Annotated in this window: 14 protein-coding genes and 1 other RNA gene; 8 read left to right on the top strand and 7 right to left on the bottom strand. The window is 70.6% G+C overall.

All coding sequences use genetic code 11. From position 1 onward, the window contains the following. Positions 1 to 48: 48 nt before the first annotated feature. Positions 49 to 3,810, top strand: a complete 3,762-nt coding sequence (locus tag DFO45_RS18625) for an AsmA-like C-terminal region-containing protein (RefSeq protein ID WP_133866045.1) — start codon at positions 49 to 51, stop codon at positions 3,808 to 3,810. Between the two features lie 13 nt (positions 3,811 to 3,823). On the opposite strand, the gene DFO45_RS18630 is transcribed toward DFO45_RS18625, so the two are convergent. The 6 genes from DFO45_RS18630 to DFO45_RS24980 all read right to left on the bottom strand — a co-directional run bounded on the left by DFO45_RS18630 (position 3,824) and on the right by DFO45_RS24980 (position 7,905). Continuing rightward, positions 3,824 to 4,333 carry a dihydrofolate reductase gene (locus DFO45_RS18630; protein WP_133866046.1) on the bottom strand — a complete coding sequence of 170 codons (510 nt, stop codon included), beginning with the start codon at positions 4,331 to 4,333 and terminating at the stop codon, positions 3,824 to 3,826. 52 nt (positions 4,334 to 4,385) lie between these two features. Further along, positions 4,386 to 5,651 carry an NAD(P)/FAD-dependent oxidoreductase gene (locus DFO45_RS18635; protein ID WP_133866047.1) on the bottom strand — a complete coding sequence of 422 codons (1,266 nt, stop codon included), beginning with the start codon at positions 5,649 to 5,651 and terminating at the stop codon, positions 4,386 to 4,388. A 51-nt stretch (positions 5,652 to 5,702) separates the two neighbouring features. Continuing rightward, a complete protein-coding gene (locus DFO45_RS18640) occupies positions 5,703 to 6,284 on the bottom strand; it encodes a ClpXP protease specificity-enhancing factor SspB (RefSeq protein WP_133866048.1) in 582 nt (193 codons plus the stop codon). A 134-nt stretch (positions 6,285 to 6,418) separates the two neighbouring features. Next, positions 6,419 to 6,791: a transfer-messenger RNA gene (gene ssrA / locus DFO45_RS18645) on the bottom strand. Between the two features lie 36 nt (positions 6,792 to 6,827). Then, positions 6,828 to 7,748: a site-specific tyrosine recombinase XerD gene (locus DFO45_RS18650; RefSeq protein WP_133866049.1), complete on the bottom strand. Its 921-nt coding sequence runs from the start codon at positions 7,746 to 7,748 to the stop codon at positions 6,828 to 6,830. Positions 7,749 to 7,761: 13 nt separating this feature from the next. Beyond that, on the bottom strand, positions 7,762 to 7,905 hold the full coding sequence (locus DFO45_RS24980; RefSeq protein WP_166657179.1) for a hypothetical protein: 144 nt from the start codon (positions 7,903 to 7,905) through the stop codon (positions 7,762 to 7,764). 139 nt (positions 7,906 to 8,044) lie between these two features. On the opposite strand from DFO45_RS24980, the gene DFO45_RS18655 reads away from it, so the two are divergent. From DFO45_RS18655 to DFO45_RS18685, 7 genes are all read left to right on the top strand, one after another. Further along, positions 8,045 to 8,662: a shikimate kinase gene (locus DFO45_RS18655; protein ID WP_244421761.1), complete on the top strand. Its 618-nt coding sequence runs from the start codon at positions 8,045 to 8,047 to the stop codon at positions 8,660 to 8,662. A gap of 20 nt (positions 8,663 to 8,682) precedes the next feature. Next, the gene (gene aroB / locus DFO45_RS18660; protein ID WP_133866050.1) at positions 8,683 to 9,816 is read left to right on the top strand and encodes a 3-dehydroquinate synthase; all 1,134 of its coding nucleotides are present in this window, start codon (positions 8,683 to 8,685) and stop codon (positions 9,814 to 9,816) included. A gap of 313 nt (positions 9,817 to 10,129) precedes the next feature. Next, entirely contained in the window at positions 10,130 to 11,392 is a 1,263-nt protein-coding gene (locus DFO45_RS18665; RefSeq protein WP_133866051.1) for an aspartate kinase, read from the top strand. 240 nt (positions 11,393 to 11,632) lie between these two features. Further along, complete coding sequence (gene ptsP / locus DFO45_RS18670) at positions 11,633 to 13,900, top strand: phosphoenolpyruvate--protein phosphotransferase (protein ID WP_012173010.1); 2,268 nt, start codon at positions 11,633 to 11,635, stop codon at positions 13,898 to 13,900. A 64-nt stretch (positions 13,901 to 13,964) separates the two neighbouring features. Next, positions 13,965 to 15,038 (top strand): peptide chain release factor 1, encoded by a 1,074-nt coding sequence (gene prfA / locus DFO45_RS18675; protein WP_012173011.1) that lies wholly within the window; start codon positions 13,965 to 13,967, stop codon positions 15,036 to 15,038. A 3-nt stretch (positions 15,039 to 15,041) separates the two neighbouring features. After that, positions 15,042 to 15,905, top strand: coding sequence for a peptide chain release factor N(5)-glutamine methyltransferase (gene prmC / locus DFO45_RS18680; protein ID WP_133866052.1), 864 nt, complete (start codon positions 15,042 to 15,044; stop codon positions 15,903 to 15,905). Positions 15,906 to 16,446: 541 nt separating this feature from the next. Further along, on the top strand, positions 16,447 to 17,550 hold the full coding sequence (locus tag DFO45_RS18685; RefSeq protein WP_280960289.1) for a DUF4167 domain-containing protein: 1,104 nt from the start codon (positions 16,447 to 16,449) through the stop codon (positions 17,548 to 17,550). Between the two features lie 139 nt (positions 17,551 to 17,689). On the opposite strand, the gene DFO45_RS18690 is transcribed toward DFO45_RS18685, so the two are convergent. Beyond that, positions 17,690 to 19,384, bottom strand: coding sequence for a methyl-accepting chemotaxis protein (locus tag DFO45_RS18690; RefSeq protein WP_133866054.1), 1,695 nt, complete (start codon positions 19,382 to 19,384; stop codon positions 17,690 to 17,692). Between the last annotated feature and the right edge of the window lie 140 nt (positions 19,385 to 19,524).

Raw genomic sequence — 19,524 nt, forward strand, 5'->3', positions numbered from 1 at the left:
GTTCTCTCTTAGGGTCAAGGATGCCGCATCCGGCATGAGGACATCTGCGTGCAAGCCCTCCTGATCGGCCTCGCCTCGGCGGTGATCCTGGTGATCAGCGCGGCCTTTGCGGCGCCCTTCGTGGTGGACTGGACGATGTTCCGCGCCACCTTCGAGGCGCAGGCGAGCCGCGTCATCGGCCTGCCCGTGTCCATCCGGGGCGGCATCGAGGCGGACATCCTGCCCGCGCCGCATCTCGTTCTGCACGACGTGGTGGTGGGCGGGGAGGACCGCACGAGCAGCGCCAGCATGCGCACGCTCAAGGCCGACCTCTCCCTCGGCGCCCTGCTGCGCGGCGAGGTGGAGGCGCCGAACGTCACACTCGTCCGGCCCCTCTTCAGCCTCGTCCTCGACCCCAAAGGTCGCCTTGCGGCGCCGGCCGGCGGCGTGGCGGCGGGGGCCAGCATCGGCCAGTTCATCATCGAGCAGGGCACGCTCGCCCTCGTGGACCGGGGCGCCGACCGCACCGTCCAGCTCACGGACCTGAACCTCAAGGGCGAGGCCCGTTCCGTCTCCGGTCCCTTCCGGCTGGACGGCGACCTCAAGGCCGGCAGCGAGCGCTACCAGCTGCGCGCGAACCTCGCCAAGTTCGGCGAGGAAGGCGGCAAGCTGCGCCTGATCGCGGAAGGCCGCACCCAGCCCTTCGCCCTCGATCTCGACGGCACCCTGCGGCTTGTGGGGGATGTCCCGCGCTTCGAGGGCAAGGGCACGCTGAGCCGCAAGGGCGAAGCGGGAGCCGCCGAAGCCTGGCGCCTTGCCGCCGCCGTGCGGGCCTCGCCAGAGGCCATCGTCGCCGACACGCTCGAACTCACCATGGCCGAGGACACGCGGCCCGCGCAGCTCACCGGCTCGGCCCGTTTCTCCCTCGGCCGGGCCATCGGCCTCGATGCGGTGCTGAACGCGCGTAACCTGGATCTCGATGCCCTGCGTCCGCAAGCCGCGGGCGCGGCTGCCCCGACGCCGGCCGATGCCGCGGGCGCCCTCGTCGGCCTGCTCGCCAACCTGCCGGCCCCGGACGTGACCTCGCGGATCGGCATTTCGGTGGACCAGCTGACGGTGAGCGGCACGGTCATCCGCGACGCCCGCGCCGATTTCACCGGCCTGCCCGACGGCTGGCGGGTGGACGCGGCGGAGGCCAAGCTGCCGGGCCAGAGCGCCCTCCGTCTCTCGGGCATTCCGGCACGGCGCGGCACCGCGGCCGACTTCGGCAGCGACCTCTTGTTCACCTCGGATGACCCCGCCGGCTTCCTGCGCTGGGCGGCGCCACGCGCCAGCGCGGATCTCGCCGGCGCCGTGAAGGGACCGGTGAAGATTGCCGGGCGCATCACGCTCGCGGACACGCGCTACAGCCTCAGCAATGTGGAGGCTGCTTTCGGCCCGGCGCGCCTGCGCGGCAATGCCGCCCTCGACCTCGCCGCCGCTGCGCCGCGCCTCGATCTGACCTTGGCCGTCGATGGCGCCGACCTCGATCCCCTCCTTGCCCTGGCAAAGCGTGGCATCGGCACGGGCACGCTTCCGAGGGCGGGCAATGTGGCGCTGGAAGGCCGTAACCTCACCTTCTCCGGCCTGCCGCTGCGCAGCCTTTCTCTCAGCGCGGAGGGCAAGGCCGGCGCGTGGAGCCTCGGTCAGCTCGCCGTCGAGGATCTCGTCGGCCTCAGCCTCTCGGGCACGGGCCGTCTGGAGACGGATGGCGGCACGCCAGCCGGCCGGCTGGCGCTCAGCATCGCAGGCAGCAAGGCGGACGGGCTCGTGCCCCTGTCCCGGCTCGTCGCGGGGTCGGAGGCGGCCGAGACGCTGCAACGGCTCGCGCCCATCGCCGCGCCGGTGCAGATCGCACTCACCGCCGACTGGGCCCGGGACGGCGCGAACGCCATCACCGCCGACGGCGCGCTTGGCCAGATCACAGGCCGCGCCGCCTTCGCCCGCGCCCGGCCGGATGTGCCCGCCCGTGTGGATCTCGCCCTCGCTGCCAGCGATGGTGCCCGCGCGCTCGAAGCCGTCGGCCTGCCGGGGCTGCGTCCCGGACAGGGGCCGGGGCGGCTCGACCTCGCCATCACCCCCAGGGACGGCGGAAGCGCGGATGTGGACGGACGCCTCGCGCTCGGCGAGGCGCAGCTCTCCGCCAAGGGCAGCGCCCGCCTCTCCTCCGAAGGTACGCTCCAGCCCACGCTCGACGTGACGCTGAACGGCCCCGACCTTCCCCGCCTGCTGGTGAATGCGGGGGCGCCCGACGCCGCCGTGCCCGGAACGCTCGCCTTCGCCGTCTCGCGAACGCCGGGACTGTGGCGACTGGAGCGCCTGACGGGCACACTCGGCGGCGCCCCCGTCTCCGGCGCCCTCGACCTTGAGCCGGGCAGCAATCCGCGCGTCAGCGGCAAGCTCGCAACCGAGGCCCTGTCCCTTCCCCGCCTCATGGGCCTGTGGAGCGCCCGCAGCACGGGGCCGGACGTGGGCACCGGCCCCTGGTCCGCCGCCCGCTTCGCTCCCGCCGCCCCGCTGCCGGCGACGCTGGCACTGGAGCTGACCGCGAAGAGTATCGAGCTCGGCGGTCCCTATGGGCTCACCGAAGGGCGCATGAAGGTGACGGCGGACGCCAATGCCTTCGACCTGCGCGAACTTTCCGGCGCGCTGGGCGGCGGACACCTCTCCGGCGGCATCACCCTGCGCCGGCGGGGCGATCTCGTGCAGGCGGACGGGCATCTGGCGGTGGACGGCGTGGACAGCGCCGTGCTGCTCGCGCCGCTGGGCGTCCGCACGCCGCCGCGCGGCCGCGTCAGCCTCACGCTCGACGCGCTGGGCAGCGGCCGCTCGCCGCTGACGCTGGTGCAGGGGCTTTCGGGGCAGGGCACGCTCTCGGTGCAGGAGCTGGAAATTCCGGGGGCCGACCCCAAGGCCCTCGACAGCGTGCTGGCGGACACCGCTGCCGGGCCGCCGCCGGAGGAGCGGCGCACCACCGCCATGCTCGACCGGGCCTTCCAGCGCGGGCCGCTGAAGCTCGCGAGCCTCGAAGGCACCTTCGGCCTGCTCAATGGCGTCGCCCGCCTCACTCCGGCGCGCGCGAAGGTGGACGCCACCAGCATCACGCTGGGCGGGACGCTCGATTTCACCAAGATGCTGCTGGACGTGACGCTGGAACAGGAGGGCACGGACGTGCCCGGCACCATGCCCGGCGGCGTCATCTCCTGGCGCGGGCCGCTTGCGGCGCCGGAGCGCAAGGTCACCGCCACCGCCCTCACCGGCGTCATCGCCATGCGGGCCATCGAGCGCGAGACGAAGCGGCTGGAGGAACGCCAGAACGCCCGGCCCGCCGCCCCGCCGCCCGCACAGAGCGCGCCTCCGCCGCAGGCGCCGGCCCCGGTCCAGTCGGCACCGCTCGCGCCCGCCGCTCCCACACCGGCCCCCATCTCCGCGCCGGTTCAGGCACCTGCCCCGGAACCGGCCCCGCAGAAGCCCCCGGCAGAGGCTGCGCCGGCCGCCCCCGCGCCCGTGGCGCCCGCGGTCAACGCCACGCCCGCGCCGATGCCGGCTCCCGCTCCCCTGCCGCAGCCCGCGCCCCGCGCGGAAACGCGCTCGCCCCCGGTGCAGACGGATGCGCAGGCCGCACCGCCGCTGCCCCCGCCGGTGAACATCGCGCCCAGCGTGCGGCCCCGCGCCGAGCAGCCCGATCCCGAGCCGGCACCGGCGCAGGCGCCCGGCGCGCCACTTCAGATTTCACCGACCTACGGCTTCGGCACCCTCTTCCGCCCGCCTGGCATCGTCCCGGAGCAATGAGCGGGAGGGAGGCTTAGCGCTTCTCCAGCGTCACGTAGCTGAAGGGGGACTCGTCCTGTGGCCCCTGAAGCGGGCCCTGCCGCTCCCTTTCTCGCCAGCGGGCCGGATCATAGGGCGGGAGGCGCACGTCGCCTTCGGGCGCGGCATGTACCAGCGTCAGATGCACGAGAGATGAGAGCGGCTCCGTCTCGGCAAAGATCTGCCGGCCGCCGATGACCGCGATCTCATGCGCCCCCATCTGTCCAGCCGCGTCGTCGGCCAAAAGGAGTGCCGCCGTGAGCGTCGAGGCCACCCGCACCTCCGGCGGCGGCGCGAAGGTCGGGTCACGGCTCACCACCACCGAAATGCGCTCCGGCAGCGGCCGGCCGATGGAGAGATAAGTGTGGCGGCCCATGAGGATGGGTTTGCCGGTCGTCAGCGCCCGAAAGCGCTTCAGGTCCGAGGGCAGGTGCCAGGGCAGCTTCTGGTCGCGGCCGATGACGCCGTTCTCGGCCATGGCCACGATCTGGACGAGAGGACGCATGGGACGCTCCGTTCGGATGCCATCCTAACGCGGGAGGAGCGCGAAGGATGCCTCAGGCCGCCAGCGCTCCGATGCAGCGCTCGGCTGCCGTGATGCCGGACAGATGGGCGCCATGGGCAGTGGAGAAGGCATAGGGATGCACCGCCTCCCCCGCGAAATGGATGCGCTCGGCCAACGGCTCGAACAGCGCCGTGCGGGCCTCGGCCTGCCCCGGCAGGGCGCAGGAATAGGCGCCCCGGATGAACGGCTCCTGCGCCCAGCCGGTCGCGTGCGTGCTGCGCACATGCCGCCGCACATCCTCGCCAAAGACGGCGCAGAGCGCGTCGAGCGCCGCGGCCGCCATGGCGTCGGGGCCATCCTTGAGGAGGCGCGCGCCCATCTCGCCCGCCATATGGCCGATGGCGGCTGAGCGGGAGCCGGGCAGAAGCTGGAACTGGAAAGGCCCGCGCCCCGGCGCATCCTCGTCGAGCACGCCGAGGCCCGTGCGCTCGGCAATGCCGAAGACATCGCGGTCGAAAGACAGCGCCACCTTCTCCGCCACGCCGAGCGGCAGAGCCGCGAAGGCCTCGGCCAGCACCGGCGGCAAGGCGGGAAAGAAACCCAAGCGCCCGTCCGCGATCACCTGTGTCGAGACGGTGACGATGGCGGCCTTGGCCGTGAGCGTGCCGGCATCCGTCTCCAGGCGCACGCCGGGGCCGGACCAGTCGATCCGCCGCACCGGGCAGGAGAGCGTGACCGGCACGTCGGCACCCGCCGCCCGCACCAGCGCGCCATAGCCGTCGATCACCGGCCAGTTGTGGTCGGTGTCGCGATAGCGGGAATAATCGAGGGTGGAGACCCGCTCGGGATCCTGCGCCGTCATCAGCGCCACCCACTGGCGCACGAGGCCCGCCCAGCGCGGATCGGAAGGATGCTCGGCCAGCACCTCGGCGGCCGCCACATCCTGGCCCGCTTCGCCCGCAGCGGCGATGGCCTCGAAGGCCTCGTGCACGGCCCTGAGCGAGGCGGCCTGTTCGCCCGCGTCCGCCATGCGGCGGCCGAGGTGGAGGCGGCGGTTGCGGCGGCCGTCGGATTTCAGGAAGCGGAAGCCCAGCGTCTCGGCGATGCCGACGAAGGGATTGTCCTCCGCGTCATGCAGCCAGTGGCAGCCATGATCCCAGGGCTGGCCGAGGCTCTCGCTCTCGGTGAAGGCACGCCCGCCGGTGCGGGCGGAGGCTTCAAGGACGCAGAAGGAGACGCCCGCCGCGCGCAGCGTGCGGGCAGCGGCAAGACCGGCAGCTCCCGCGCCGACGATGACGACATCGGGTGCGGCGGTCATGCGTTCATGAACCTCGGAAACGGAAGGGGGCGCAGCGCCGGGGCGCGCCGCTCACTTCTTGCGGAAGACGTCGAGCCGCACAACTTCGGCGCCGCCGGAGGAGGCCTCGCCTTCGGGCTTCTCGTCGGAGCCGCCGGCCGAAGCAACCGCAGGCTCGGAAGCCGCACCGCGCAGCTTGGGCGCGGAGGCCTTGCTGCCCTTGGCGCCGACGAGAGGCACGGGGGCGGAAGCTTCAGTATCCTGCACGCCGTCGAGCTCGGGCTCTTCCTCGGGCGTGCCGAGATCGAACTGCAGGCCGAACTTCACGGAGGGATCGAAGAAGCCCTTCATGGCGGAGAAGGGAATAAGCAGCTTCTCCGGCACGCCGCCGAAGGAGAGGCCCACCTCCACCGCATGCTCGGTGACGTTGAGATCCCAGAACTGGTGCTGGAGCACGATGGTCATGTCCTCCGGATACTGCTCGCGCATGCGCTGCGAGAGGCGCACGCCGGGCGCGCGCGTATCGAAGGAGATGTAGAAATGATGGTCGCCGGGCAGGCCGTCGCGGGCCACGTCGGACAGCACGCGGCGGACGACGCCGCGCAGCGCTTCCTGGGCGAGGAGATCGTAACGGATGTGATCGACCGGCGGCATGGGTCCTGCTGATGGCTCAGGCCGGATCCAGCGCTCGCCCGTCAACGCCCGCGAAACGGGAGACATCGGCAAGGTCTGCGCAACCGGACATCCCTGTCCGCTCCCTTCCCCGAAGGCCGGCCGTCCCGGAGGGAAGTGGAGGCTTCTGTTGCCAGGTGCCTCCGAACCCCGCCTAATCAGAGCTACCCGATCAGGACTTTATTTCGGTACCTTTACCGCTCACGCGGCAACGGCAACCGGAGCATAGTTGTCATTCGCAACTATAGGTCGGCCCGATGACGGCGGAACCATGCCGAGCGAAAGAAAGCCCTTTACGCCCTCGTCGATCCTGTTTCGCCCCCGCCGGAGACCAACCCACCCGACGCGGATCACGTGGGTGTGGGCTCTGGTGGAGGCGCCGGGTACTGCCCCCGGGTCCGAAAGGTTTATTCCGACAACCGTTTATCGCCATAGCCGGCTTGCGCCGGCCCGCTGAATATAGGCGCCGCCGCCCGACGATGAAAGGGGCGCGGCAAGGATAATGGGGATGGCGGACGCCATGCCTCACTCTCCGGACAGCGGATGCAGGTCGCGGACCATGCTTTTCAGGCGTTCGTCCAGGATGTGGGTGTAGATCTGCGTGGTGGACACGTCCGCGTGTCCGAGCAGGGTCTGGACGATGCGCAGGTCCGCGCCATGGGCCAGAAGATGGCTGGCGAAGGCATGACGCAGCACATGCGGCGACAGCGCTTGCGGCGGCACGCCCGCCGCCACGGCCAGATCCTTCAGCTCGCGGGCAGCATGCTGGCGGGTGAGATGGCCGCTCTCCGCCGCCGTGGGAAACAGCCATTTCGAGACCGCAAGCCCGCTTTCGGCGCGCGCCGCGAGATAGGCCGTCATGGCGGCCTTGGCGGGTCCGCTGAGCGGCACCATGCGCTCCTTCGAGCCCTTGCCGGTGACCATGATGACGTCGCGCGCCCGCGCCGCCGCGGCGGGCAGGCTGACCAGTTCCGAGATGCGCAGGCCGGTGGCGTAGAGCAGCTCGACCAGGCAGACCACCCGCAGCCGGCGCAGCCGCTCGGGTGGCGACACATCCTCGCCGGCACGGTCATGGGCGGTGTCGATGAGCCGCGTCACCTGATCGACGTTCAGCACCTTGGGCAGGGGGCGGCCGCGCTTCGGGCCCTCCAGCACCGCGGCCGGGTCATCGCCGCGCCGGCCCTCCGCATAGAGAAAGCGATAGAGCTGCCGGATGGCGGACAGACGCCGGGCGACCGTGGTGGACTTGAGGCCCCGGTCAGTCAGTTCGGCGAGATAGGCGCGGATGTCGTCGGTGGTGGCGGCGTCGATGCCGTGGTCGCGGACCGAGAGGAAATCCTCGAAATCCGCGAGGTCGCGCCCATAGGCATCGAGTGTGTGGCGGCTCGCGCCCCGCTCCACCGTCTGCATGTCGAGGAAGAGCGCGACGGGGCCGGAAAGGCTCATGGCGCGCCGCACGCTATTTGGCGAAACGGTCGTTGGGGACGACGAAGGTGGTCTCCCGCTGCACCGGCTCCACCATGGTCGCCAGCGCCCAGATGCCCGCATAGCCAAGGCCGGCGAGGATGGCGACGACAAGGAGAAAGCGCAGGAGGCTCGGCACGGGACTGTCTTCCGAATCACTCGGGCGGGGACGTGCGTCTCTGGTCGCATGCACGCGCACGCCTTTCAACCGGCATTGCCGGTTCGCCGTGTCGGTGCTACGGCGGCACAACAAGCATATGACGGGCGGGAGAAACGGCGTGGGCGGTCAGGCGGACCGGGAAAAGACGGAAGGCCCTCTCGTGGCCGATCCGGTCCTGCTGGAGCGGCTGGGCACGCGCTGCATCGTGCTCGTCGGCATGCCGGGCGCCGGCAAATCCACGGTGGGGCGTCGCCTCGCCAAGCGCCTCGGCCTGCCCTTTCTCGATGCCGACGAGGAAATCGAGCGCGCCGCCGGCATGTCGATCCCGGAAATCTTCTCCAGCCGCGGCGAGAGCGAATTCCGCGAGGGCGAGCGGCGGGTGATCGCCCGCCTGCTGCAGACCGGCCCCTGCGTGCTCGCCACCGGCGGCGGCGCCTTCATGAATGCGGAGACGCGGGCGGCCGTGGCCCGGCAGGCCGTCTCGGTCTGGCTGCGGGCGGAAATCCCGGTGCTGCTGCGCCGAGTGCGCAAGCGCGCCGACCGACCGCTGCTGGCGGAGGGCGATCCCGTCGCCAAGCTCGAAGCCCTGCTCGCCGCCCGCGGCGACACCTATGCACTGGCCGACGTGACCGTGGAATCCCGCGACACCGCCCATGAGACGGTGGTGGACGAAGTGGTCGCCACGCTCACGGCCCATCTCGATGCCAAAGCCGCCAGCCAGCCTGCGCACGGCTGACGCCCCTTTCAGGACATCCCATGACCGCCTCCGCCCCGACCAAGACCGCCCCCCGCACCGTGCGCGTGGAGCTGGGCCAGCGCGCTTATGACATCCTCATCGGCCCCGGCCTTCTGGCGCAGTCGGGCGCGCGGATCGCCGCCCTGCGGCCGGGGGCGCGGGTCGCCATCGTCACGGACCGGAATGTGGCCGAGCGCCATCTCGGCACGGTGGAGTCCTCCCTCGCTGCCGCCGGCATCGACCATTCGGCCATCGTGGTGGAACCCGGCGAAGCCACCAAGAGCTATGCCGGTCTCCAGCAGGTGACGGAGGGCCTGATCGCCGCCCGCATCGAGCGGCGCGATCTGGTGCTGGCGCTGGGCGGCGGCGTGGTGGGCGACCTCGCCGGCTTTGCCGCCTCCGTGGTGCGGCGCGGCCTCGATTTCGTGCAGGCTCCGACCACCTTGCTCTCGCAGGTGGATTCCTCGGTCGGCGGCAAGACCGGCATCAACTCGCCCCAGGGCAAGAACCTCATCGGCGCCTTCCACCAGCCAGTTCTCGTGCTCGCGGACACCGCCGCGCTCGATACTTTGCCGGCGCGGGAACTGCGCGCCGGATATGCCGAGGTGGCTAAATATGGCCTGCTCGGCGATGCCAGGCTGTTCGACTGGCTGGAAAGCGCATGGCGCGAGATCGTCACCGGCGATGCGCAGCGGGTGGAGGCGGTGGCCGCGAGCTGCCTGGCGAAGGCGGCCATCGTCGCCCGCGACGAGACCGAGACCGGCGACCGCGCTTTGCTCAATCTCGGCCACACCTTCGGTCACGCGCTGGAAGCGGGGGCGGGCTATTCGCAGCGCCTGCTGCACGGCGAGGCGGTGTCCATCGGCATGTGCCTCGCCTTCGCCTATTCCGCCCGTCTCGGCCTGTGCGCGGGGCAGGACGCGGTGCGGGCACAGCGCCATCTGGAAGCGGTGGGCCTGCCCACCCGCATCGCCGACGTGCCGGGCGAACTGCCGGACACCGACGGCCTGATGCGCCTGATTGCGCAGGACAAGAAGGTCTCGCGCGGCCGCCTCACCTTCATCCTCGCCCGCGGCATCGGCGAAGCCTTCATCGCCAAGGACGTGGACGCAGACAGCGTGCGCGCCTTCCTGGAGGAGATGCGGAGCGCGTGAGGCCAGCGCTCCCATAAATCCCCACCCGCACACGCCCCATTGCCGGACGGGCGCGACCTCGCTATTTAGCGGCCACGTTCATCGCCCGCGGCGGGAGAAGCCCCGCGGGAAGGGGTTGGGAATGTCTCTGTCGGTCGAGATCCGCGTGTCCCTCGCGCAGCGCACCATGGGCGCCATGCCCAAATGCGCCCTGCCGGTGCGCGCGACCGCGAAAGCGAAACGCGGCACGCGAAAATGATGCGGCGGGCGCTCCGACTCCCGCGCCGTTTCGCTCAGCTCCCGGTCATCCCGTCTTATGAGAAAGGCACCAGCAATGGCACGGCTGGTCATGAAGTTCGGCGGCACGTCCGTCGCCAATATCGAACGCATCCGCAACGTCGCCCGCCACGTGAAGCGCGAGGTGGAGGCCGGCTACGAGGTGGCGGTCGTCGTCTCCGCCATGTCCGGCAAGACCAACGAACTGGTCGCCTGGTGCAAGGAGAGCTCCGCGCTCTACGATCCGCGCGAATATGACGCGGTGGTCGCCTCGGGCGAGCAGGTCACCTCGGGACTGCTGGCCATCACCCTCCAGTCCATGGGCCTGAAGGCCCGCTCCTGGCAGGGCTGGCAGATCCCCATCTCCACCGACGAGGCCCACGGCTCCGCCCGCATCCAGGAGATCGACGGCACGGCGCTCAACGCCGGCTTCGCGGCCGGGGAAGTCGCGGTGATCGCCGGCTTCCAGGGCATGCATCTGCCCACGGGCCGCATCACGACGCTGGGGCGCGGCGGCTCGGACACCAGCGCCGTGGCGGTGGCGGCGGCCATCGGCGCCGAGCGCTGCGACATCTATACCGACGTGGACGGCGTCTACACCACCGATCCGCGGGTGGTGCCGAAGGCCAAGCGGCTCGACCGCATCGCCTTCGAGGAAATGCTGGAGATGGCCTCGCTGGGCGCCAAGGTGCTCCAGGTCCGCTCCGTGGAACTCGCCATGGTGCATCAGGTGCGCACCTTCGTGCGCTCCAGCTTCGAGGATCCGGACGCGCCCCACATGGGCACGGTTGAATCCGCCGGCACCCTCATCTGCGACGAGGAGGAAATCGTGGCAAACCAGATGGAAGCTCGCGTTGTCACGGGCATCGCCTTCTCCAAGGACGAGGCCCAGGTGTCGATCCGCCGGGTCGAGGACAAGCCCGGCGTCGCCGCCGCCGTCTTCGTGCCGCTGGCCGACGCCCACATCAATGTGGACATGATCGTCCAGAACGTGTCGGCCGACGGCCGCACGACGGACATCACCTTCACCGTCCCCACCGCCGATTACGAGCGGGCCAAGGACGTGCTGAACAAGGCGCGCGACACCATCACCTTCGAGACCATCGAGGGCGCCACCGACGTCACCAAGGTGTCGGTGATCGGCATCGGCATGCGCTCCCACGCGGGCGTTGCCGCCGATGCCTTCAAGGCGCTGGCCGCCAAGGGCATCAACATTCGCGCCATCACCACGTCCGAGATCAAGATCTCCATCCTGATCGACGCCGCCTACACCGAACTTGCGGTGCGCACGCTGCATTCGCTATACGGCCTCGACAAGTGAGGCGCACTGCCGGTTCGCGCAAAACGCGAAACGGCTTGCGGACTGCGGTCGGGTTTTAGACAAAGACGAACCGGACGGATTGCGGCAATGTGGCCGCAGGCGTCCGGCCGATGCGTCGCTCAGCTCCCGTTCAGGAGCCGGGTGGGACATCGGGACATATATTCACGTTGCCGGGGGGCGCCGCCCGCAGACCCAATCCGGGGACGCGGTTCCCGGCCACCCGTTTTTGAGGATCGGTCGATGCGTGGCGCGCTCGGCGGTCCCCGCGTGCTCCTGAGGCGTCTCCGCGAAGTCATGGCGGAACCGATCAGCGCGCAGGACCGCCTGGACAAGATCGTTGTGCTGATCGCCGCCAACATGGTGGCGGAAGTCTGCTCGGTCTACGTGCTGCGCGTGGACGCCACCCTTGAGCTCTATGCCACCGAGGGCCTGAACCGCGACGCGGTGCATCTCACCGTCATGCGCACGGACGAGGGCCTCGTCGGTCACGTCGCACGCGAGGCCGAAAGCCTCGCCCTCTCCGACGCCCAGAATCATCCGGAATTCTCCTACCGGCCGGAAACGGGCGAGGAGATCTACAACTCCTTCCTCGGCGTGCCGATCCTGCGCGGCGGCAACACCCTCGGCGTGCTGGTGGTGCAGAACCGCGCCCGCCGCACCTATACGGACGAGGAGATCGAGGCGCTCCAGACCACCGCCATGGTGATGGCGGAGATGATCGCCTCCGGCGAACTCACCGCGCTCGCCAAGCCCGGTGCCGAGCCGGCCGCCCAGCGCCCGCTGCATCTGAAGGGCACGGCGCTCGCCGATGGCCTCGGCCTCGGCCACGTGGTGCTGCACGAGCCGCGCGTGGTGGTGACGAACGTCATCGCCGACGACGTGCACAAGGAGACGGCCCGGCTCGACGGCGCCATCGGCAAGCTGCGCGCCTCCATCGACCTGCTGCTGGAGGACGACGGCCTCTCCAAGGCCGGCGAGCATCGCGAGATCCTCGAAGCCTACCGCATGTTCGCCCATGACCGGGGCTGGATGCACAAGATGCGCGAGGCGGTGCAGACCGGCCTCACCGCCGAGGGCGCTGTGGAGCGGGTGCAGTCGGACACCCGCGCCCGGATCATGCGCGCCTCCGACCCCTATCTGCGCGAGCGTCTGCACGATCTCGATGATCTCGCCAACCGGCTGCTGCGCGAGCTGACCGGCCGCGGACGCCCTTCCGAGCGGGCGGACCTGCCGGAGAACGCCATTCTCATCGCCCGCAACATGAGCCCGGCGGCGCTGCTGGAATATGATCGCAGCCGCATCCGGGGCCTCGTGCTTGAAGAGGGAGGCACCACCAGCCACGTCACCATCGTCGCCCGCGCCCTCGGCATCGCCGCCGTGGGGCAGGTGGAGAACGCCACCAGCCTTGCGGAGACGGGCGATCCCGTCATCGTCGACGGACAGGCGGGTGAGGTGCACCTGCGCCCGCCGGGCGACGTGGAAGAAGCCTATGCGGAAAAGGTCCGCTTCCGCGCCAAGCGCCAGGCGCGCTACGCGGCGCTGCGCGACCTGCCCAATGTGACCAAGGACGGCGCGGCGGTGGATCTGCTGCTGAACGCCGGCCTGCTGGTGGATCTGCCCCACATCACCGAGACCGGAGCGGCGGGCATCGGCCTCTTCCGCACCGAACTCCAGTTCATGGTGGCCTCCACCTTCCCGCGCATCTCCGAGCAGCTGCGGCTCTATCGCGCCGTGCTCGATGCGGCTGGCGACCGGCCGGTGACCTTCCGCACGCTCGACATCGGCGGCGACAAAGTGCTGCCTTACATGCGCACCGTGGAAGAGGAGAACCCGGCGCTCGGCTGGCGGGCCATCCGCCTCGGCCTCGACCGGCCCGGCCTGCTGCGCAGCCAGATCCGTGCGCTGCTGCGGGCGGCAGCGGGCCGCGAGCTGCGCGTCATGTTCCCCATGGTGGCGGACGTGGCGGAGTTCGATCAGGCCCGCACCATTCTGGAGCGCGAGCTCACCCATCTGCGCAAGCACGGCCATAGCCTTCCCGAGAAGGTCTATGCCGGCGCCATGGTGGAGGTGCCCTCGCTGCTGTTCCAGCTCGACGAGATTCTCTCGCGCGCCGACTTCCTGTCGGTAGGCTCGAACGACCTCGTGCAGTTTCTCTTCGCCGCCGACCGCTCCAACGTTCGGGTGGCGGACCGCTTCGATCCGCTCTCCCCGGCGGCGCTGCGGGCCTTCCGCATGGTGGCGCAGGCCGGCGCCCGGCACGGCAAGCCGGTGACGCTGTGCGGCGAACTCGCCTCCCGCCCGCTGGAAGCCATTGCGCTCGCCGCCGTGGGCTTCCGCGCGCTGTCGCTCTCGCCGGCAGCCGTCGGCCCGGTGAAGTCGGTACTGCTGGACCTTGATCTCGGCGCCGCCCGCGCCCTCATCGAGCCGCTGCTGGCGGACACCACCGGAACCGCCGACATTCGCGCGCGGCTGAAGGACTTCGCCGAAACCAGCGGCCTGTCCTTCTAGCCGCCATGACACGCCTTGCCCCCCCTGGCGGCCGTGCCGCCGCTTCGGGCCCCGGAGGCCCGGCATGAGCATCGAGCTGCCCACCGCCAAGCTGGACCAGCTGGTGGCCCGCCACGCGGAAGTGGAAGCCCTGCTCGCGGCCGGTGCCGAGGGCGAGGAATATGTGCGGCTGGGGCGCGAATTCTCCGACCTCTCCCCTGTGGTGGAGCAGGTGCGCGCCCTGCGCGCCGCCGAGCGCGATCTGGCCGACGCCCGCGAGCTGCTGGCCGATCCCGAGATGCGCGACCTCGCCCAGAGCGAAGTGACGCGGCTCGAGGCGGAGCTGGAGACGCTTGCGAAGGAGGTGCGCCTCGCCCTCCTGCCCAAGGACGCCATGGACGAGCGCGGCGTCATTCTTGAAGTGCGCGCCGGCACCGGCGGCGACGAGGCGGCGCTGTTCGCCGGCGACCTGTTCCGCATGTATGCGCGCTATGCCGCCGAGAAGGGCTGGAGCGTCGAGCTCCTCTCCGAGAGCGAGGGCACGGTGGGCGGCTACAAGGAAGTGGTGGCCGCCGTGCACGGGCGCGGCGCCTATGCCCGCCTGAAGTTCGAATCCGGCGTCCATCGGGTGCAGCGGGTGCCCGACACGGAGACCTCCGGCCGCATCCACACCTCTGCCGCCACCGTGGCCGTGCTGCCCGAAGCGGAGGACGTGGACGTGGACATCAACGAGAGCGACCTGCGCATCGACGTCTATCGCGCCCAGGGCGCCGGCGGCCAGCACGTGAACAAGACCGAGAGCGCGGTGCGCATCACCCACATTCCCACCGGCATGGTGGTGGCGGTGCAGGACGAGCGTTCCCAGCACCGCAACAAGGCCCGTGCCATGGCGCTGCTGCGTTCGCGCATGCTGGACGAGGAGCGCCAGAAGGCGGACGCCAACCGCGCCGCCGACCGCAAGGGCCAAGTGGGCTCCGGCGACCGCTCCGAGCGCATCCGCACCTACAATTTCCCGCAGGGGCGCGTGACCGACCACCGCATCAACCTCACGCTCTACAAGCTGGACGAGGTGATGACCGGGCAGGCGCTCGACGAGATCATCGATCCGCTGCTCACGGAACATCAGGCGAGCCTGATGGCCGCCGCCGACGAGGCCTGAGACATGACCGCGCCGCCCCTCACCCTCGGCGGCCTCCGGCGCCAGCTCGCCACGCGCTTCAGCGCAGCCGGCATCGACAGTCCGGACCTCGACGCCGCCCTCCTCATCGCCCATGCGCTCGGTCTCACAACCGCGGACGTGCGCCTGCGCGGCGCCGATCCCGTTGCGCCGGAGGCCCTGCCCCGCATCGAAGCCTATGCGGCGCAGCGTCTGGCCGGCATGCCGGTGGCCCGGCTCGTCGGCGAAAAGGAGTTCTGGAGCCTCAGCTTCGCGCTCTCGCCAGAGACGCTGGTGCCGCGCCCTGACACCGAAACCGTGGTGGAGGCCGCGCTCGCGACCATCGCCGACCGGGCCGCGCCATTGCGCATCCTTGATCTCGGCACCGGCTCAGGCGCCATCCTCGCCGCTCTGCTGGTGGAACTGCCCGGCGCGACCGGTATCGGTGTGGACCAGTCGGAGGGGGCGGCCCGCACCGCCCGCGACAATCTCGCCCGCGCGGGATTGCAGGGCCGCGGCACCGTCATCGTCGGCGACTGGGCGAGCGCGCTCGGCGGGGGCTTCGACCTCGTGGTCTCCAACCCGCCCTATATCCCGAGCATCGACATCGTGGGCCTCGCTATCGAGGTGCGCGAGAACGACCCTCTGGCGGCCCTCGACGGCGGCACGGACGGCCTCTCCTCCTACCGTATCATTGCCGCCGAGGCGCCAAGGCTGCTGAAGGCCGGCGGGCATCTGGTGCTGGAGCTGGGGATCGGGCAGGAGGCGGAAGTCGCTGCCCTCGCAGGTGCAGCAGGGCTCGCCATAACCGGCCCCGCCCGGCGCGACCTTGGCGGCATTCCCCGCGCCCTTGTCGCCCGGCGATCCTGATCCGGCGAACCATGCGCTGGCCGCAGAGCTTGCCGCAAGGTCCCGTTGTCTCAAAAAAATCACTTGGAAGCAGGGGGCGAACTGGCTAGTGTCCGGACAGGTGTCGAACCGATGTGGCGGCCGAAGCGGCGGCTGCGAGCTTCCGAAATCTGGGCAGGATCTCTCGGACGCTGCGGAAGGCGGAACCCGACTGCGCGCGACCGGCGCGCTGCGGCGCACCTTCTCGGGACGGCTCAAGACGCCATTTCCTCGCGGTCACGCCTGTCCGTGTGACGTTGAGGTTTCACGTGGCTTGCCGCGCGTTGTCGCGCGGAGCGGGGCACATGGTCAGACAGATCCTGAAGTCATTTTGTCCGGAACACCCGTGACGGCCGAGCGCAACAAGCCTCAGGCCAGAGTGGCGCGGTGTGCTCGGATGATGATCCTCCGGCCGAAGCCGGTGCGCGCAGCGCATCTTCGCTTCGGAAGCCGGATGCAGGCAGCGGCGGCACAGCCGAGTGAGTAGAGAACGATCCGCATGAGAAATGGTCAGCAGAAGCGCATGCGCGGCCGCAACCGCCGAAGCTCCAACCCGATGACCCGGGTGTATGAGTCGAACGGACCGGACGTGAAGGTGCGCGGCACCGCCCACCATATTGCCGAGAAGTATCTGCAGCTCGCCCGCGATGCGCAGTCCTCCGGCGACCACGTGGCGGCCGAAAACTACTATCAGCACGCCGAGCACTATCAGCGCCTCATCGCCTCCCTCCAGGGCCAGTTCGGCCAGCCCGGCTTCGGCCGCGAGGACGAGATGGACGACGAGGACATGGACGAGGCCGGCTTCGACGGGCCGCAGCCCGGCTACCAGCCGCGCGAACAGAACTACCAGGGCCGCGACCGCGAGCAGAACTATCAGCCGCGCGAGAACCGCCAGCCCCGCGACAACCGGCAGAACGGCAACCAGCCGCGCCGCAATCGCGACGAGGACGGCGACGGCAACTACCAGCCGCGCGAATTCCGCTCCCGCCGGGACGATAACGAGGGCGGCTACCAGCCCCGCGAGAACCGGCAGCCGCGCGAGCCGCGTCAGCCCCGCGAGGAGGGTGAGGGTCATTACGGCCGCCAGCCGCGCATGCCCCGTGAGGAAGGCGAAGGCGGCTACGCCCCCCGCCCCCCGCGCCAGCCGCGCGAGGAGGGCGAGGGTTATGCGCCCCGCCCGGCCCGCGAGCCGCGCGAACCCCGTGAGCCCCGCGAGGAGGGCGAGGCGCCCTACGCCGCCCGCGCCCCGCGCGAGGAACGCGAGAGCGCCCCGGCGCCCCGCTCCCGCCGCAGCCGCGACGACAGCGAAGCCTATACCGCGCGCGAACCCCGCGAGCCGCGCCCCGCGCCGGTGAGCGAGGAGGCCGCGCCCGCCCCGGCGCCTGCGCCCACCCGCTCGCGCGCCCGCAAGGAGCGTGAGCCGGCGCAGCCCGAGCTCGGCCTGCCGTCCTTCATCACCGGCGGCACCAAGGAGCGCGCCGCGGCCGCTCCGGCCCCCGCCGCGAGCGAGGAACAGGGCGAGGAAGCCCCGCGCTTCGCCACCCGCCGCCGCCGCCGCTTCCGTACCACGGAAGAGGGCGCGGAGGCCGCACCGGCCGGCTCCACCGAGCCGCAGTTCGACAACTGAGCCCAGGGCGACCGCGTCGTCTTGGCAACGGACCGCGAGGGTAACGGCCGAAGCCTTTCCTCCTGACGGCCCGCAGAAACACAAACGGCCCCGGTCTCGCGACCGGGGCCGTTTTCCTTTGTCCGCAGCCTTGGCGCCGTCAGGCCACCTTCAGGTCACTCACGAAGGCTTCGACCACCTCGCGCAGGTCTGCCGCCTGATGGGACAGGCCTTCGGAGAGGGCCAGCAGTTCCGTGGAGGCCGAGCCGGTGAGTTCGGCCGCCTGACCGACACCCGAGATGTTGCTCGTCACCTGCTGCGTGCCGGAGGCCGCCTTCTGGCAGTTCTGGGCGATCTCGCCGGTGGCCGCGCCCTGCTCCTCCACCGCGCCCGCGATGGAGGCGGACATCTGCTTCAGGCTGGAGATCACCCGGATGATCTCCGCCATGGACGACACCGTGCCCTCCGTGGCCCGCTGGATCTCGCTGATCTTGCCGGATATCTCGTCCGTGGCCCGGCCGGTCTGGCTGGCCAGTTCCTTCACCTCGCTTGCCACTACGGCGAACCCCTTGCCGGCCTCGCCCGCGCGCGCTGCCTCGATGGTGGCGTTGAGGGCCAGCAGGTTGGTCTGGTCGGCGATGCCCTTGATGAGCGCCAGTACGTCGCCGATCGCCGCGGCGGCGGTGGCGAGCTCCGCGATGCGGGCGTTGGACGTTTCGGCCTCCTTGAAGGCGATATCGGCCACCTCGGCCGAATGGCTCACCTGGCTGGTAATCTCCCGCACCGAGGCGGCCAGCTCCTCGGAGGAGGCCGCCACCGTCTGGACATTCGTCGCCGCTTCCTCGGCCGCCGCCGCCACGGCCTGCGCCTGACGGGAGGTCTGCTCCGCCGTCGCGGAGAGATTGCGGGCCGAGCCGGCCACTTCACCGGACGAGGTCGCGAAGACGGAGGACAGCTCGCTCATGCGCGACACGAAGTTTTCCGCCAGAGCATTGCGGTGGGCGAGTTGTTCCCGCTCGGCCTCCGCGCGCTGCATCTGCGCCGCCCGGATCGCCTCCGCGTCCCGCAACTGGCCCTGGAGCACCTCGAGGGACGCGGCCATGGCGCCGATCTCGTCACGGCGCGTGGTACCGGTAATGGCGTCGTGCAGCCGGCCGGCACCAAGCGCTGCCATGGCCGCCATGAGCGCCCGCAACGGCGCCACGATGCCCCGGCGCACCAGAACCACGGCCACAGCAAAGACGATCAGCGTGCCGAGGACGATCGTCGCGAGCGTGACCATGCTGGTCCGGCCGGACGCTTCGCCCAGCGCGACGGCTTCCCCATCCACCCGCTTCTCGGCGAGGATGTTCATGGCGGAGAGCATCTTGCCCACGGTACGCAGGGCGGGCTCGCAGCTCTCGAGCATCAGCTTCTGGGCGCGGGCATTGCTCGCCGCATCGTCCGTGCCGTTGGCGAGACGCACCACTTCGGCGCAGGACTGCTCATAGGCCCGATGGAAGGCGGCTCCGATGCGGCGGAACTCGGCGGCATCGGGCGGTGCATGCTGGGCACCGGCCTCGATCTGCACGTCCCAATACTTGAGGCTGTTCGCCTGCGCCTGACGGGCAGCGGCGTCCGCCTCGGGCGAAGCGGCCGCGATGTTCTGGTAGATGGCGGCGACCACATCCGAAATGGCCCGGTTGGCGCGGGAATTGTCCCTGAGGCTCTTGGTTTCGCCGTTCACCAGAAGCGCATAAGCCGCGTCGATCCTCATCATGTTGGCCGCCGCGAACCAGGCGCCGCCCAGACTGATGATCGCCAGCGTACCCACGAGGGTGGCGACCTTCCAAAGCATCTTCAGGTTGTTGTACATCGCGGTCCCCTTCCCTGCATGGGACGAGGATCGCCTGCCGTTCCCAGATCCCGTCCGGAACAAGAGGAGGCATTATTATAAGGGAGAGCTTGCCGCTGGCTTTCGCCAAACCGTCATGCTTCCAGGCACCCAAAGGCGGA

The sequence above is a fragment of the Azorhizobium sp. AG788 genome, assembly GCF_004364705.1.
GTDB lineage: Bacteria > Pseudomonadota > Alphaproteobacteria > Rhizobiales > Xanthobacteraceae > Azorhizobium > Azorhizobium caulinodans.